We start from the raw sequence: 15,859 nt of genomic DNA, 5'->3' as shown, positions 1-15,859 counted from the left end.
TTCACCGCGCCGTCCTTGAACTCCTGCGTGAACTTCCGGCGCTGCCTCCGGGGCTTCTTCTGCTTCGCGTCACTCGCCGACATTGGACACCCTTTCCATCACATCTCGGGTGTCCACGGAATCGGGGTAGGCTCAGGGCGTCTCGTCGTCGTTTCCGGGGCGATTCATGGCCAGCTCCTGGTTGCGTCATTGCCACGCCCTCAAGGGATAGCGCCAGCGCCTCCACTGTCTGCAGGTCGTCCCAGGCGATGTGCATGAACACACATGCTGTGCGCGTCCACGCGAGTCGTCAACGCAGGGGCTTGGCGCTCACGGGGAGCGTCGTGGGCGCGGCGCGCGAACTCTCCCTGCGCCACTCGTCCATCTCGCGCCGGATCGACGCCCTCGAGCGCGCGCTTGGGGTGCCGCTTTTCTACGCGGGGCGACGCTGCGCCCGACGCCGCTTGGCCTCGACATTGCCGAGCGCGCGGGCCCCATGCGCTGCTACGCGGCGACCAGCACCTTCGAGACCCCGCTCGACGGGCCGCTGGCGAGCTGCCGGACCGCGCCGGCGGGGTTCTTGGCGGACACGTGGAAGGCCTGGGCCTCGGTACCGGAGAAGCTACCCTTGGCCTGCACCTGGAAGGTGCTCTGCGGCAGGGTGACCCCGCTGACCTGCGTCCCTTCGATCAGCTGGGCGATGGTGCCCTTGAACTTCTGGTCATGCCCCTTCTGGTCCTTGTAGGTGACCTTCAGGTCCGCGCTGGCGAGGAACGTCGCGGTGAAGGTGGTGTCCACCTGATCCTCGTCCACCTCGAAGGTGACGATGACCGTGGAGTGCCCCTCCACCGGGACGGTGGTCGAGTAATTCCACTTGTGGGCGATGCTGCTCGTCTGGGTGGTGCTCACGCCGAAGTTGAGCTTCACCGTCGTCTTGCTGCCTCCGAAGAACGGAAGGCCGACGTTGAACTCCTCGTCCAGCTCGAGCCCGGCAGTGACGGTCCAGCCGATGGTGTCGGTGGTGGTCTTGTCCACCGTGAACTGTTCGCTGGTCGTGGTGTTCAGCGAGTTCTCGTACGTGGAGGACTGCAGCACGTCAGGCCTGCTCCCCTTGGACTGCAGGGTGGCGTAGTCAATCGTCAGCAGTTGGAACGAGCTGTTGTCCAGGTCGACGTCGACCTTCTTCAGCCCGGCGTTCTCCAGGGCGGTCTGGATTTGCTGCTGCACGAGCTTCTTGGCGTTGGGGAAGTTGGAGTTGCTGCCCATATTGTTCTCGCAGGTGAGGGCCCCTCGATTGAGGCGCACTCAAGCTTGAGCAAGCGACGTGCCGCCTTCGCCCGCGGCCCGGCACGGGGCGGGACAACAGGGGAGCGCCTCTCCTCCCGGCGCGGCGGGTGCGCCGGCGACGTGTCGGCGACGTGTCGGCGACATGGGCAATTTGGGGAGGGGAGTTCGGTCTCTCGACGAGCTGAGCGGCTATCGGCGACAGACCGCAGTCAGGCCTGTCACCAGGCCCGAATCAGCCCCACGGCGGCGCCGCCCAGCACCAGCCACGCGGAGTTGACCCGCCAGCGGAGCAACAACGCGGCTCCAAGCACGGCCAGGGCCACGGTCCAGCCGTCCACCAGGGCCGCGCGGCCCAGCTGCCAGGTCACCACGGCCATGAGGGCCAGTGAGGCCGCGTTGACGCCGTCGAGCACCGCGCCCGCGGTCCGGGATCGGCGAATCCGGGGGATCAGGGGGCCGCTGAGCGCCACGAAGACGAAGGCCGGCAGGAAGATGCCCAGCGTCGCGAGCCCGGCGCCGGGCGTACCGCCCACCAGGTAGCCGATGAACGTCGCCGTGGTGAAGACGGGGCCCGGCGTGAGCTGGCCCACGGCCACCGCGTCCAGAAGCTGGGCCTCCGTGAGCCAGCCCCAGCGCTCGACGAGGTCCGCCCGGAGGAAGGCCAGGAGGACGTAGCCGCTGCCGAACAGCACGCTGCCGACCTTGAGGAAGAACAGGAACAGGCCGCCCAGACTGGCCGGAACGGGGGCCGTGGCCGCCAGGGCCGTGACGCCGTTGAGGGCGAATGGCGTCAGGACGAGCGCCGGCCTGGACTCGGGGGACGACCGGACGTGGCTCCAGGCCGCCAGGGCGCCTCCGGCCACGGCCAGGATGAGCAGTTCGTTGACCCCAAGGGCGCTCGCCAGGGCCGAACCGACCGCCACGGCGATCCGGGGCCGGGTCGTCAGGGCCGTCTTGCCGAGGCCCCAGAGGGCCTGGAGAACCACGGCCAGGATCACGGGTTTGACGCCGTACAGGAGGGCGCCAGCTTGCGGCAGGGTGCCAAAACGCACGTAGGCCCAGGCCGCCGCGAGCGTCAGGAGCATCGCCGGAACGATGAAGCACGCGCCGGCCACCACGAGCCCGGGCCAGCCGGCGCGCCGGTGGCCCAGGTGGATGGCCAGCTCGGTGGAGTTGGGGCCCGGGATGAGGTTCGTGGCGCCCAGCAGGTCGAGGAACTCCTCACGGGGGAGCCACCGGCGCCGCCGCACGAGCTCGTCTTCCATCATGGCGATGTGCGCGGCAGGGCCCCCGAAGGCCGTCAGCCCCAGCCGGAGGAAGACCCAGGCGACTTCGCCCAACGAGCCCGAGCTCATCGCGAAGGAGCCAGGAGCCAATCCTGACGTTTCAGAAGGGCGACCACACGGGCGCGGATGTCGTCGCGGATCTCCCGGACCCGGGGCATGGGCTGGCCCTTGGGGTCGTCCAGGGGCCAGTCGTCACGCTTCAGACCCGGGACGACCGGGCATGCGTCGCCACAGCCCAGGGTGATGAGCCATCCGGCGTTCCGGGCCAGTTCGTCCGTGAGGAGCCGAGGCAGGGTGCCGGACAGGTCGATGCCGGCCTCGGCCATGACGGCCTGGACCTCCGGGTGGACCCGCGCACCGGGTTGCGTCCCGGCGGAGAGGGCACGTGCGCGGGTGGGATCCGCGAGCGCGTTGAAGAATGCCGCCGCCATCTGTGAGCGGCCCGCGTTGTGGACGCAGGCGAACAGGACCGTTTCCATCGCGCCGATTTCACCAGAGAAGCAGGGGGACCCGGAGAAACGACCGCGAAACAGCCCAGGAGAAAGAACCCAGGACACCCCAGAGGCTTGGTTTACATAACGCTTCTTATCAGACCTTTCGACTGGGGGTTCCCCAGGGATTCCAGGCGCTTCCCCGGGCCCGTCCCAGGCCCCCAATACCGTCCGCCACCTACCGCCGGACCCCGGTCCCCGGCATCTCGTGCTTCCCGAGTCCGGGTCCGCACCGTACCTTGCCGCGCCATGCGCTTCTTCCGACGAACCGGACTCGCCGCGCTGTGCGGCCTCACCGCGGCCCTGCTCACGGGCTGCCCCGACAAGACGGCCCAGGCCCCCGTGGACGGCGGCGTCACCGGCGCCGCGGCCGTGCCCGACTCCGGCCCCGAGGCCGTCGTCTTCACGCTCTCGTACCTGTCCCCGGATGGCGGCTCCGCGCTCATCCCCCTGGCCCTCGAGGAAAAGCCCCTGGTCGAGCCCACCTCCGACCTGGAGCTGCGCAGCACCCTGGGCCTCAAGAACTACCGCGTCCGGCTGATGGACGAAGCCGACCGGGCCATGGTCTCCGGCGACTCCGTGTCCGAGGCCGACGACGGCCTCGTGTACCGCATCCACCTGCCGCAGCCGCTCAAGACCGGCTTCTCGTACACCCTGGTCGTGGACGCCCAGACCGGCTCCTCGTTCCAGGACTCGCGCGGCCGCGACGTGGATGACCTCCGGGCCGCGTTCCAGATCATCGGCGACAAGGAAAAGCCCAAGCCGCCTCCGCCGCCCGCCAAGGGCGGCAAGAAGCGCAAGTAGCCGTCATTCCTGGGTTTCGGACTGCCCCGGCGCCTGATCCGGCAACGGCTCGGGCGTCGACGGCGCCGGCGTCGGCAGGTTCAGCGCCGTGCGCAGCTCCCGCAGCTTCGCCTGGATGACCCGCATGTTCCCCGGGCCCATCCGCAGCAGATGCTTCTGGGCCCTGCTCAGCCGCTCCAGCTCCGGCGACGCATAGACATACAGCGCGCCCTGGGGCTCCACCTCCACCGGCCCCTGCGGCACCGGCACCGCCAGCAGGTGCTGGATGGCCCGGCCGAACGCCGTCTCGAAGCCCTGGTCCGGCGGAGCAATCTCCCGGTACGCCTGGTCAATCAGCGGCTTGAGCTCCCGGTACACCATCGCCGCGCCGGACGCGTCCAGCGACCCCAGCACCCGGGCCACCACGTCGTAGCGCGCGTAGCTCACCGGCGCGATCTGCGAGCGCCCGTTCGCCCCGGCCGCGCCCACCTGGAACGCCCCCACCGGCGCCATGAACAAAAGCGACGCCCGAGGACTCTCGCCGTCGGCGATGTTGCTCACGGACGCAGTGAACCGGCGCGCCAGGTCGCGCTCCTGCAGCCACTTCGCCAGCTCCGGGTCCACCGACAGCTTGCCCACCAGCTCGCGGATGCGGCCGTCACTCTCCGGCAGCGACACCTCCGGCGGCGCCTCCGTGCCCGCGTCCACCACGGGCGGCGCCGTCACCACCGGCGGCGGCTCCACCTGGCGCCTCAAGCCGAAGTACGAACCCACCACGCCCACGACCATCAGCGCGACCAGGACGCCCAGGACCTTGCCGCGCGACGGAGCCTTGGGTGGCTCGGCCTGCGGTGGCGGCGGAATGGCTCCAGGCCCCTGATTCACGAAGTTCGGATCGCTCATGTGCCCGGACCTTACAGACAGGCCTCCGGACCATTCCACGCGGCCGTGAACAATCCACGCGGCCGGTGTTCACCGCGCGGACAGCACCTCGTCCGGCAGGCGCCAGAGCTGGCCGTCCTCGGGCGACAGGATGAAGCCGCCGGGCAGGAGGTGCACCGACGTCACGGCCTCCGTGGACAATGGCAGCTCCCACGCGCACACCGGACGCAAGGAGTCAGGGTCCAGTTGAAGCAGGTACCACTCCCCCGCCTCCAACAGGTCCTCCACCGCGACCAGCACCGCCCGCTCCGTCACCAGCCCGCTGTACCCCGTGGCGAGCGTGCCCTGTTCCGGCAGCAGGAACTCCGCCGCCAGCGTGGCCTCCGGGTACGTCCAGCGCCGCACCCACGTGCCGCCCACGCCAATGAAGCCCGAGCCGTCCGGCAGGAACCCCGCCGGATAGAACGGCGCCTCCTCCGACGCCACCGCCGCGCCACGCACCAGTCCCGCCGCGCCGCGCTCCACGAACGTGAGCCACGTGCCCTCCTGGCCCTGGCTCACCGCCACGCCCATCACCGGCAGGCGCGGATGCGGCACCCATTCATGCAGCCCGTCCAGGTCGTCCTCGCCCACGACGGGCGCGGCGAGCTCCAGCCCGGCCTCCGCGACGTCTGATAACGTTCGGGTATCCAGGACGCGCACGCAGGACCGGCCGTCCTCGACGCTGCTCGTCCACAGGCCCTCGCCGGTGATGTCGAACCCGAGGGTCTGCGTGTCCCGCGTCCACGCTCGCGCCGGCGTCGCCACCTGACTCCCATCCAATGCCTGGCCCACCAGCTCGATGCGCCCCGGGCCCAGCACCGCCGCGCACCGGAGTGACGGATGCAGCGCCACCAGCCGCGCCGTCCGGGGCAACTCCAGCGCATGCCCTGGCGGCCAGGACTCGCGAGCCCCGAGCACGGCCAGGCGCCGCGCCCCCACGGCCAACCCCAACGCATCGTCCGAGGGAGGCAGCACGAAGCCATCCCCCGCCCACTCCGCGTCCATCACCGGCAGCGTGGTGATTCGCGTGAGCGCCACGCGGCGGCTGGGAATGCCCCACGGCGTGCCGGGCCGCGGCCGGCCAATCCAAGGCACGACCTGGCCGCTCAGGAATCCTGCTCCATGGCCCGCACGCGCGCGAGCGTGTCCACATCCCGCTCGGTGGGGCCCAGCTCCAGCAGCAGCCGGCTCACGTCGTACAGCAGGTCGCCGCGCTCGAAGACCTTCAACCGGGGGACGTCCAGGTTCAGGTCGTCCGCGCCCTTGTTGTAGGCCAGGTCCATCAGCGACCGGAGCTGGAACGAGTCGTAGAGGTTGTACTCCACCAGGTAGCGCAGGGCCTCCACGTCGCCGCGCCGCAGGTACGCACGCCACAGCAGCACCGCGTCGTAGCCATTCACACCCTTCAGGTGCGGCGGCCGGCCCACGCCCAGCTTGTCTTCAATCTCCTTCAGCCCGCCGCCCATCCCCAGCCGCCGCGTGACGAAGCGCAAGTCGATGTGCGCCTCCGGCACCGGGAAGTTCTTCGCGCCGAAGTACTCCTTCAGCACCGGCACGTCGAAGCACGAGCCGTTGAACGTCACCCACAGCCGCCGCTTCGCCAGGCCCTCCGGCAGCGCGTCCATGTTGCGGCCCTGGATGTAGACGTGCAGCCCCTCGGCGTCGAAGAGGCTCACCACCGTGGGCACCTGCGTCTTGCTGCCGTCCGTCTCGATGTCGAAGTAGACGGCGTCGTCCTGGAACTCCGGGAACAGGCGCCAGTGCTCGCGCGGCGGCACCATCCGGGCCAGGTCCTTCAGGTCCTTGCGCTCCAGCGCCGCACGGGCCTCCGCGATGCGCTCGCGGGCCGCCGTGTCCGCCTTGCGGCTGATGACGATGCCGCCGTCCGGGAAGTCATCCCAGGTCCGGATGCCCTTGGACCACAGGTCCTTCTCCCGCCACGGCCCCACGCCGGGGATGAGCTGGAAGGTGTGCCGCAGCATCAATCGAGCGCACCCAGCCTTCCCGCCAAGAGGTCGTCCAGGAGCGGCACGTCCGCCTCGCAGAACGGCAGCGCCTGCATCTCCGTGGGCGTGTGGAACGCCAGCTGGTGCGCGCCCAGCGGCTTCGGCTCGCCGGATTCAATGGTGGCCGCGAACAGCACCAGCTCCACCGTGAGGTCCGGGTACGTGTGGCGGCCCTCCCACAGGCGGCGGCCCACGGACAGCTCCACGTCCAGCTCCTCGCGGCACTCGCGCGCGAGGGCGGCCTCGTCCGTTTCGCCCGCCTCCACCTTGCCGCCGGGGAACTCCCAGAGCAGCGCGCGGCTGCCACCGGGGAGGCGCTGCTGGACCAGGTACCGCGGCCCGCCGTCTTCCGGACCGGGCCGGGGAATCAGCGCGGCCACCACCCGCACCGTCCGGGGCACGGCGCGCGTCACCCGCGCGGCCCCTTCTTCACGTCGTTCATGTCCAGCGCGTACAGGTACGCGTTGTTGGACAGCACGTACACGCGCGAGCCCACCACGAACGGCGGCGCGGAGATGCCCACGCCCGGGTTCCACGCCATGCGCGACCTACCCGTCGTCGGGTCGACGAACAGCAGCGCGCGCTCGTTGGGCACCAGGAGCATTCCCCGGGCCAACACCGGAGCGAGCGCCGTCCTATCCTTGAGGGGGAGCGACCAGATGAGCTTCCCCGTCTCCCCCAGGTAGGCGTCCACGCGGCCGTCGCCGGCGGCGAACACCACCTCGCCCCGCGCGAGCAGCGACGTCAGGCCGCCCACGCTGGCGTTCCAGATGACCGCGCCGGTGTCCGCCTCCAGGGCGTACAGGCCGTTCTTGTACGAAGCGACGTAGAGCCGCCCCGCCGAGTCGAGCGCCGGCGTGGTGTCCACGTCCAGGAACTCCGTGCCCGAGCCGGACAGGGACTTCTCCCAGATGACCCCGCCGTCATCGACCTTGAGGGCGACGAGGAAGCCGTCGGAGAAGCCGACGTACGCGGTGCCCTGGTCCACCCTGGGCGCGGAGGCGCCCCGGACCGTGAAGCCCGACGGCGGATCGCGCCGGTACTGCCACACCCACGTGCCGTCCGTCGCCTTCACCGCGAACACCGTGTCGGTGTCCGTGGTCACCAGCACCAGGCCGTCCGCGAGCACCGGCACCGTGGCCAGGGACTCGCTGGTGGCGTACTTCCACTTCACCGCGCCGGTGCGGCCGTCGAGCGCGTACAGCACGCCGTCGCCGCCCGGCAGGTAGATGACGCCCTCGCTGGCCAGGCCGCCCGCGAGCGCCCGGGCCCCCGTGCGGAAGGTCCACGCCACCTTCGCGTCCGGACCGACCGCGCGCACGTAGCCGTCACGCGTCTGCACGATGACGTTGCGGCTCTCCGGGTCGTACACCGGGGAGGCGGGCTCGCGCGGCGAGTACTCCAGCAGCGGGACCTTGTCGATGAGCCCCGTCCACCAGTCCACCTGGAAGAAATCCACCGGCGGCTGACGGGGCGCCGCGGGCAGCTCCGGATTGCCGTACAGCGGCGCCGAGGCACACCCGGCCAGGAGCCCCACCCCGGCCACCATTCCCACCCACCGCTTCCACCGAGCGAGCCGCATGGTCATGAGCGAGCTTACGGCTGCCCCGCGTCCGTGGCGGTCGCGGCGGGCGGCGCCGGCGTGGGCACCTTCACGCCCTCCGCGGCCAGCACCGCCATGCGCTCGGTGGCCTGACGGGCCGCGGCGCTGTTCGGGTGGTCCGTCGGAATCTTGGAGAGGACCTGCGCGGCCTCGTCCTTCTTGCCCTGGAGGATGAGCATGCGCGCCTTGTGGTACGCGCCCATGCCGACCAGGTACTCGCCGGTGTCCGCCTTCTCCATCGCCTCGAAGGAGCTGATGGCGTTGGCGTAGTCGCCCTTGGCCTCGTAGGCGTAGCCCTGGCCTTCCAGGGCGCTGGCGCGCAGGGCGTCGTTCTCCGGGGCGCCCTTGAGGAAGGTGTCCAGGGACGCCAGGGCGTCGTCGTTCTTGCCCAGCCGGAACTCGGCCTTGGCCTGCGGCAGGGCCGCCGTGGTCGCCGAGCGCGTGCCGCCGTGCTCCTTGCGGAAGGCGGCCAGCTGCTTCACGACCTCCTCGTCACGGGCCTGCACCGTGGCGAACGGGGGCTCCGTGGCGGACGGGTCCACCGGGTCCACGCCCGTCACGGGGCGGTCCAGGACGGTGAGCGCCTGGCCCAGGGCCATGGAGGCCTGCTCCTCGCCGCGCTTGGACACCTCGCTGGCGATGGCCACGCCCACCGCGCCCAGCACCAGCACGCCCGCGCCGATGGCGAGGAACTTCTGGCGCTGCATCAGCCAGTCCCGCGCGTCCGCGCCCGCCTTCTGGAAGGCGTCCGGCTGACGAAGTTCCTGCTGGCGAATCTTCTCGGTCTTCTGCTGGGCCACGATGAAGGGACCTCTCTCCGGCTCGACGGTGCTCTTCGCTCTGGGAAAGCGGCGCACTGTAAAGAGCGCCCGCTGGGAGTGTCAACGCACGAGCGCGGTCAGTCGCGCCCTGCCCGCTTCCCGCCTTTTCCACCCTTGCCCGCCAGGTGCGGGTTCTTGCGCGCCTCGCGCTTGGCCTTGCCTGGCCGCTCGCGGAAGAGCAGACGGATGGGGACCCGCAGGTCGAACGTCTTGCGGATCTGGTTGGTGATGTACCGCTTGTACATGTCCGGCACCCCCTGCGGTTCGTTGCAGGTGAGGGTGAAGGTCGGCGGGGCCGCCGCCACCTGGGCGATGTAGTACAGGCGCAGCGGCTTGCTCTTCACGATGGGCGCCGGGTTGTTGTCCACCATGTAGTCCAGCAGCTTGTTGAGCTGCGGGGTGGGCGCCCGGAAGCGGAACTGCTTGGCCAGCTCCACCGCCACGTCCACGACCTTCTCCACCTTGGAGCCGTGCAGGGCGGACGTGAAGATGACCGGCGCGTAGCCCACGAACTTGAGGGCGATCTTGAGGTCCTCGCGGAAGGCCTCCTGGCGGCGCTTGTCCTCCGCGATGAGGTCCCACTTGTTGACGACGATGACCAGCGCGCGGCCCCGGTCCATGGACAGGCCCGCGAGCTTCGCGTCCTGATCCACCGCCGGCTCCGTGGCATCCATCAGGAGCACCGCCACGTCGCTGCGCTCCAGGACCTTCAGCGCCGCGATGACGGAGTACTGCTCCACCTGGTGCGCGATGGTCTTCTTGCGCCGGATGCCCGCGGTGTCCGTCAGGATGAGCTGGTTGCCCTTGTACGTGACTTCCGAGTCGATGGGGTCACGCGTGGTGCCGGCGACCTCGCTGGTGACGACGCGCTTCTCCTTGAGGATGGCGTTGACCAGGGTGCTCTTGCCCACGTTGGGCCGGCCGATGATGGCCACGCGGATCTTCCCGTCGTCCGGCGGCGCCTCCGAGTCCTCGCCCTCCTGCTTCGCCGGGAGCTTGGACACGACGGAGTCCATCAGGCTGCCCATGCCCAGGTTGTGCTCGGCGGACATGGCGTTCACGTCGCCCAGGCCCAGGCGGAAGAACTCGCCGGCCAGCGACTGCATCTGCCCGGACTCGTTGTCCAGCTTGTTGGCCGCGACGACGACGGGCTTGCCCGCCTTGCGCAGGTAGTTGGCCACGGCCTCGTCGGCCGTCGTCATGCCCGCGCGGGCGTCCACCACGAAGATGATGACGTCGCACTCCTCCACGGCGAACTGCGCCTGCTCGCGCACCTGCTTGAGCAGCGTGTCCTTCTCACCGGGGACGAAGCCGCCCGTGTCGATGAGGGTGAAGGCGCGGCCCTCCCACTCCGCGTCGGAGTAGTGCCGGTCGCGGGTGACGCCCGGCTCGTCCTGCACGAGCGCGATGCGGCGGCCCACCAGGCGGTTGAACAGCGTGCTCTTGCCCACATTGGGGCGACCGACAATGGCGACCAGCGGCTTCATGGCATCTCTTTCGACAGCGACGACGACTTCGAAGGCAACGACATCAGCGGTACGGACTTCAGCGGCGACATCACTCGTAACCCAGCTTCCTCAGGCCCGCGGCGCGCTCGCTCCAGCGGGCCTCCACGCGCACGCGCAGGTCCAGGTACACGTGCGCGCCCAGCAGGCGCTGCACCGACTTGCGCGCGTCCGTGCCAATGAGCTTCAGCATCTGCCCCTGCTTGCCAATCAGGATGGCCTTCTGGCTGTCGCGCTCCACGTAGATGGACGCCGCGATGCGGATGAGGCCGCCCAGCTGGCCCGGCGGCGTGCCGGGGCGCGGCTCGCGCTCGGATTCATCGAACACGTCCACCAGCACCGCGGTGGAGTACGGAATCTCCTGGCGGCAGTGACGCAGCACCTGCTCGCGGATGTACTCCGCGACCAGGACGCGCTCCTGCTGATCCGTGAGCATGTCCTCCGCGAAGATGGGCTCCCCTTCCGGCAGGTGGCCCAGCACGACCTGGAACAGGTGCTCCACGCCGTCCTTCTCCCGCGCGGAGATGGGCACCACCTCCGCGAAGGGGAACTCCTGGCCGTACAGGGCAATGAGCGGCAGCAGCTTCGCCTTGGGGATGGAGTCGATCTTGTTGATGACCAGGAAGGTGGGCTTGCCCACCTTCTGCAGCCGCTCGAGGATGGCGCGGTTGCCCGGCGTCACGTCCAGCGTCTCGCCCTGGGGCGGCTCGATGAGGAAGAGGACCAGGTCCACCTCCTCGGCCGCGGAGATGGCGGCCTCCACCATGTAGCGGTTGAGCTCTCCCTTGGCCTGGTGGATGCCGGGGGTGTCGATGAACGCCACCTGCCCTTCCGGGCGCGTCACCACGCCCAGGATGCGGTTGCGGGTGGTCTGCGGCTTGGGCGAGACGATGGCGATCTTCTCGCCCGTCAGCGCGTTGAGCAGCGTGCTCTTGCCCACGTTGGGCCGGCCGATGAGCGCGGCGAAGCCAGCGCGAGGGGTCTTCTTCTGGGACTGAGAGGCCATACTTCCGGAGATGATCAGTGGGCCTTCCGGCTTGCGACGACGGGAAGGCCCCGGGGGAACTGCCAGGGTACGGCGGCGGACGGTGCTTCTTTACGACGGCCGCGCCGTGGAGATGGTCAACGTCTGGATGCGCACGTCCCTGCGGGGACGGTCGCTTGAATCCTTGGGAAGCTCATTGGCGATGCGGTCCACCACGTCCTGCCCCTCCACCACCTCGCCGAAGATGGTGTACCGGTTGTCCAGATGGGGCTGCGGCGCCGCGGTGATGAAGAACTGACTGCCGTTGGTGTTGGGCCCGGTGTTGCCCATGGCCAGCACGCCCTTCTTGTCGAAACGCCGGCCACCCTGGAACTCATCCTCGAAACGGAAGCCCGGGCCGTTGTTGCCCCGGCTGGTCGGGTCCCCGCCCTGGATCATGAAGTCCTTGATGCAGCGGAAGAAGAGCGTCCCGTCGTAGAGCGGGCGGCCGTGCTGGGGCTGGAACGTGATGGGGTCCGTCCACGTCTTCTCGCCCGTGGCCAGCCCCACGAAGTTCTCCACCGTCCTGGGAGACTCCTTGGAGAACAGGCGCACGACGATGCGCCCCTCCGTGGTGTTGAAGGTGCCGTACAGCTCCACGCCCGCACGGGCCTGTTCCATGAAGCTCATTGCGGGGTGCCCTTCTTGGAGGCCGGCGCCTTGGGCGCCTTGTCGCTCAGGGTCACCTTCTCCAGGATGACGGGCGTCTGCGGGCGGTTCTGCGCGCTGCGCGGCACCATCCCAATCTTCTCCACCACGTCGTAGCCGGTGACGACCTCGCCGAAGATGGTGTGGCGGCCGGTGAGGTGCGTGGGCGTGGAGGTGGTGATGAAGAACTGGCTGCCGTTGGAGTTGGGGCCCGCGTTGGCCATGGCCAGGATGCCCGGCTTGTCGAAGCCGCGGCCGCTCTGGAACTCGTCCTCGAAGCGGTAGCCCGGGTCGCCCATGCCGGTGCCGGTGGGGTCGCCGCCCTGGATCATGAAGTTGGGGATGACACGGTGGAAGACGGTGCCGTTGTAGAGCGGCTTGCCCTTCACCTCTTTGCCCGTCGCCGGGTCCGTCCAGGCCTTCTCGCCGGTGGCCAGGCCCACGAAGTTCTCCACCGTCTTGGGCGCGTCCTTGGAGAAGAGCTTGAGCACGATGGTGCCCTGGTTCGTCTTCAGGGTCGCCCAGACGTCCTTGCCGGCCTGGACCTTCTTCGTCCACGGGCCCGCGGCGGGCTCGGCGGCCAGCGCCACGGCGGCGGCGAGCGCCACGGTGATACCGAGAAGACGGTGCATACGGGACAGCCTCCAAGGCAGGAAGGCGCGGACCCTACCCCCCACCCCCCTTCCCGTCCAAGGGCTTTCACGCCGGAGGGTCGTCCGGGGAAGGACCTCCCGGGACGGGGGCCACGACAGCCGGGGATGCCACGGAAGCCGGCTCGGCCTTCAGGCGCTCCAGCGTGGAGCGAGCGGCTGCCTGCTCGGCCTCCTTCTTGTTCCGGCCGGTGGCGCGGGCGTACACGGACTCCCCGATGCACACCTCCACCTCGAAGACCTTGGAGTGCTCCGGGCCTGTCTCCGCCACCACCCGGTAGCGCGGGGACAGCTTGAGCTTTTCGTGGGCCAGCTCCTGGAGGAGCGTCTTGTAGTCCAGGCGGCCCGCGCCGGAGGCCACCTCCTCCACCAGCTCCCCGAAGACGCGGTCCACCAGCGCCAGCGCCGGCTCCAGGCCGCCGCTCAGGTAGACGGCGCCCAGCACCGCCTCCATCGCGTCCGCCAGCAGCGAGTTCTTGTCGCGGCCTCCGGACTGGGACTCGCCCCGGCCCAGGAGCAGCAGCTCGCCCAGGCGCAGGCTCCGGGCCACGCGGGCCAGGCCCTCCTCGTGGACGATGCGGGCGCGCATCTTGGTGAGCTCGCCCTCGGGGACGCCGGGGCAGCGGTCCATCAGCCGGTGGCTCACGGCCAGGTCCACCACGGCGTCGCCCAGGAACTCCAGGCGCTGGTTGTCCTTGAGGTTCTGGTCGCGGTTCTCGTTGACGTACGTCTTGTGCGTCAGCGCCTCCAGGGCCAGGTCGCGCTTGGAGAACTGCACGCCCAGGCGCGTCTCCAGGGCCTGCACCCGCTCGGCCAGGGTCATCTTCTCCACGCGGTTCACTCCTGCGGGGCGTCCGGGCCCACGAGCCGCACGGCCTCCGGCGCGACCTTCAACAGGTCCGCCACCAGCTGAACCACGCCCGGGAACTCATCCAGTTCGAAGCGGCCCGCCCACACCTTGCCCTGGGGGCCCGCGAGCAGACCCCGGAAGGTGCGTCCGGCGATGCGCGCGGCGGCGAAGCGGTAGGCCTTGCCCTCCACCTGCAGCTGCGCCAGCAGTTCCAGGCTGCTGCGCGGAGGCACCAGCGCCTCCTGGCCGAACTTCTCCACGATCTCCACGAAGCGCACCGGCTCCGCGCCGGGCGCCATCTGCGGCGCGCGCGGCACGGGCTCGCCGAGCAGCGCGGACAGGTAGCCCGTCAGCGCGGCCTTCTCGCGGAACTCCGACAGCTCGATGACGTGCCCGGCGGCGGTGGCCAGCTCCTCTCCACCCCGGATGGCCTGCGCGATGCGGAAGTTGCCCTGCCGGTCCGCCACCAGATTCACCGCGAGCTGCCCCTCCCGCACGTCCGTGGACAGCTCCAGGGACCGCGGATCCACGTCCGCCGGAAGCCCCAGCAGCTGCAGCTCCTCCGAGCGGCGCTGCAGGTGGAAGACGTGGTCGCTGAAGGTGTCGAGCAACAGCGCCTGCATCTCCTCCGCCGCGTCGATGGCGGACAGGAGGATGGGCGTCATGCCCACCACCGCGGGCGGCGCGATGGGGATGAGCCGGTCCCCCATCACCTGGAAGGTGATGTCGGTGATGAAGTCCCGGGTGATGGGATTCACCAGGGACGCGGCCTCTAGATCCAGCACCACTTCGACGCCGGACGGCTCCTCACGGACCTGGAGCCCCAGCTCACGCAGGCGGGCGGTATCCATCAGGCGCCTTTGAAGGTCTCGCGGGCGATGATGGTCCGCTGGATCTCGCTGGTGCCCTCGCCAATCTCACAGAGCTTGGCGTCGCGCAGGTAGCGCTCCACGGGGAACTCGCGCGTGTAGCCGTAGCCGCCGTGGATCTGCACGGCCTTGTTGCACCCGCGCATGGCCGCCTCGGACGCGAACAGCTTCGCCATGGAGGCCTCCTGCGAGTACGGCTGCCCCGCGTCCGCGAGCCGCGCCGCGCGGTGCACCAGCAGGCGCGCCGCCTCCAGCTCCGTCTTCATGTCCGCCATCATCCAGCGCAGGCCCTGGAACTCGCCAATGGGCTGGCCGAACGCGGTGCGGTCCTTGGAGTACGCGATGGACTCCTCCAGCGCGCCGCGCAAGAGGCCCACCGACAGCGCGCCGATGGTGATGCGGCCCTTGTCCAGAATCTTCAGCGTGTCGATGAAGCCCCGGTCGACCTCGCCCACGATGGCGTCGTCACCGACCTCCACGTTCTCCAGGATGAGCTCGGCCGTGTCCGACGAGCGCATGCCCAGCTTCCCGTGGATGGAGCGCTGGCTGAAGCCGGGGATGCCCTTCTCCAGCACGAAGGCGGTGATGCCCTTCTGGCGCTTCTCCGGCGACGTGAGCGCCAGGACCACGAAGACGTCACCCACGGTGCCCTGGGTGATGAACATCTTCGCGCCGTTGAGCACCCACTTGTTGCCCTTCCTCACGGCGGTGGTGCGCATGCCGGACGCGTCCGAACCGGATCCCGGCTCGGTGAGGCCCCACGCGCCCAGCCACTCACCGGAGGCGAGCTTGGGCAGGTAGCGCTGGTGCTGCGCCTTGTTGCCGAACACGCGCACGTGGCTGGTGCCCAGGCCGTTGTGGCTGGCCACCGTGAGGGCGAGCGACCCGTCGTAGCGGGCGATCTCCTCCACGGCCACCGCCACGGCGAGCGAGTCCATGGCCGCTCCGCCGTACTCCTCGGAGACGAGCATGCCCAGCACGCCCAGCTGCCCCAGCTCCTTCACCACCTCCATGGGGAACTTCTCGTCCTTGTCCCACTCGCGCGCGTACGGCTTCACGCGGCGTTCGCAGAATTCACGGAGGGAGGCCTGCAGGGCGCGGTGGCTTTCAGGAAGTTCGAAGTCCATGGTCGG

17 protein-coding genes and 1 pseudogene are annotated in these 15,859 nt (G+C 69.9%); 2 read left to right on the top strand and 16 right to left on the bottom strand.

Annotated features, from left to right (window positions below):
• Window positions 1–248: 248 nt before the first annotated feature.
• Window positions 249–371, top strand: a pseudogene (locus tag D7X96_RS41230) (hypothetical protein); the annotation flags it as partial.
• 112 nt (window positions 372–483) lie between these two features.
• On the opposite strand, the gene D7X96_RS40530 reads toward D7X96_RS41230, so the two are convergent.
• The 3 genes from D7X96_RS40530 to D7X96_RS30570 all read right to left on the bottom strand — a co-directional run bounded on the left by D7X96_RS40530 (window position 484) and on the right by D7X96_RS30570 (window position 3,031).
• A complete protein-coding gene (locus tag D7X96_RS40530; RefSeq protein WP_208647406.1) occupies window positions 484–1,245 on the bottom strand; it encodes a hypothetical protein in 762 nt (253 codons plus the stop codon).
• A 239-nt stretch (window positions 1,246–1,484) separates the two neighbouring features.
• The gene (gene chrA, locus D7X96_RS30575; protein WP_121771364.1) at window positions 1,485–2,621 is read right to left on the bottom strand and encodes a chromate efflux transporter; all 1,137 of its coding nucleotides are present in this window, start codon (window positions 2,619–2,621) and stop codon (window positions 1,485–1,487) included.
• Window positions 2,618–3,031 (bottom strand): arsenate reductase ArsC, encoded by a 414-nt coding sequence (locus D7X96_RS30570; RefSeq protein ID WP_120550449.1) that lies wholly within the window; start codon window positions 3,029–3,031, stop codon window positions 2,618–2,620. Before D7X96_RS30570 ends, chrA begins: the two co-directional genes overlap by 4 nt.
• Window positions 3,032–3,292: 261 nt before the next feature.
• Between D7X96_RS30570 and D7X96_RS30565 the strand changes: the two genes are divergently transcribed.
• Complete coding sequence (locus D7X96_RS30565) at window positions 3,293–3,847, top strand: hypothetical protein (RefSeq protein ID WP_121771363.1); 555 nt, start codon at window positions 3,293–3,295, stop codon at window positions 3,845–3,847.
• 3 nt (window positions 3,848–3,850) lie between these two features.
• On the opposite strand, the gene D7X96_RS30560 is transcribed toward D7X96_RS30565, so the two are convergent.
• The 13 genes from D7X96_RS30560 to D7X96_RS30500 form a co-directional block, all read right to left on the bottom strand.
• On the bottom strand, window positions 3,851–4,729 hold the full coding sequence (locus D7X96_RS30560) for a DUF3014 domain-containing protein (RefSeq protein ID WP_121771362.1): 879 nt from the start codon (window positions 4,727–4,729) through the stop codon (window positions 3,851–3,853).
• 69 nt (window positions 4,730–4,798) lie between these two features.
• Window positions 4,799–5,845 carry a hypothetical protein gene (locus tag D7X96_RS30555; protein ID WP_120550446.1) on the bottom strand — a complete coding sequence of 349 codons (1,047 nt, stop codon included), beginning with the start codon at window positions 5,843–5,845 and terminating at the stop codon, window positions 4,799–4,801.
• Between the two features lie 11 nt (window positions 5,846–5,856).
• Entirely contained in the window at window positions 5,857–6,732 is an 876-nt protein-coding gene (locus D7X96_RS30550) for a ribonuclease H-like domain-containing protein (protein ID WP_120550445.1), read from the bottom strand.
• Complete coding sequence (locus tag D7X96_RS30545; RefSeq protein ID WP_120550444.1) at window positions 6,732–7,169, bottom strand: (deoxy)nucleoside triphosphate pyrophosphohydrolase; 438 nt, start codon at window positions 7,167–7,169, stop codon at window positions 6,732–6,734. Before D7X96_RS30545 ends, D7X96_RS30550 begins: the two co-directional genes overlap by 1 nt.
• A complete protein-coding gene (locus D7X96_RS30540) occupies window positions 7,166–8,305 on the bottom strand; it encodes an outer membrane protein assembly factor BamB family protein (protein WP_121724278.1) in 1,140 nt (379 codons plus the stop codon). Before D7X96_RS30540 ends, D7X96_RS30545 begins: the two co-directional genes overlap by 4 nt.
• 47 nt (window positions 8,306–8,352) lie before the next feature.
• Window positions 8,353–9,162 (bottom strand): tetratricopeptide repeat protein, encoded by an 810-nt coding sequence (locus D7X96_RS30535; RefSeq protein WP_370450193.1) that lies wholly within the window; start codon window positions 9,160–9,162, stop codon window positions 8,353–8,355.
• 95 nt (window positions 9,163–9,257) lie between these two features.
• Window positions 9,258–10,667, bottom strand: a complete 1,410-nt coding sequence (gene der / locus D7X96_RS30530) for a ribosome biogenesis GTPase Der (protein ID WP_120550441.1) — start codon at window positions 10,665–10,667, stop codon at window positions 9,258–9,260.
• 70 nt (window positions 10,668–10,737) lie between these two features.
• Window positions 10,738–11,691: a GTPase Era gene (era, locus tag D7X96_RS30525; RefSeq protein WP_120550440.1), complete on the bottom strand. Its 954-nt coding sequence runs from the start codon at window positions 11,689–11,691 to the stop codon at window positions 10,738–10,740.
• A gap of 90 nt (window positions 11,692–11,781) precedes the next feature.
• Window positions 11,782–12,339, bottom strand: a complete 558-nt coding sequence (locus tag D7X96_RS30520; RefSeq protein ID WP_120550439.1) for a peptidylprolyl isomerase — start codon at window positions 12,337–12,339, stop codon at window positions 11,782–11,784.
• Entirely contained in the window at window positions 12,336–12,989 is a 654-nt protein-coding gene (locus D7X96_RS30515; protein WP_121771360.1) for a peptidylprolyl isomerase, read from the bottom strand. Before D7X96_RS30515 ends, D7X96_RS30520 begins: the two co-directional genes overlap by 4 nt.
• 67 nt (window positions 12,990–13,056) lie before the next feature.
• Window positions 13,057–13,830, bottom strand: a complete 774-nt coding sequence (rnc, locus tag D7X96_RS30510; RefSeq protein WP_199746977.1) for a ribonuclease III — start codon at window positions 13,828–13,830, stop codon at window positions 13,057–13,059.
• 14 nt (window positions 13,831–13,844) lie between these two features.
• Entirely contained in the window at window positions 13,845–14,708 is an 864-nt protein-coding gene (locus tag D7X96_RS30505; RefSeq protein ID WP_208647405.1) for a hypothetical protein, read from the bottom strand.
• A complete protein-coding gene (locus D7X96_RS30500; protein ID WP_120550435.1) occupies window positions 14,708–15,853 on the bottom strand; it encodes an acyl-CoA dehydrogenase family protein in 1,146 nt (381 codons plus the stop codon). The genes D7X96_RS30505 and D7X96_RS30500 overlap by 1 nt, the downstream gene beginning before the upstream one ends.
• Between the last annotated feature and the right edge of the window lie 6 nt (window positions 15,854–15,859).

It is taken from the genome of Corallococcus interemptor (assembly GCF_003668875.1).
GTDB lineage: Bacteria > Myxococcota > Myxococcia > Myxococcales > Myxococcaceae > Corallococcus > Corallococcus interemptor.
The sequence above is the reverse complement of the archived record's forward strand: the minus strand, read 5'-3'. Positions and strand labels throughout refer to the sequence as shown.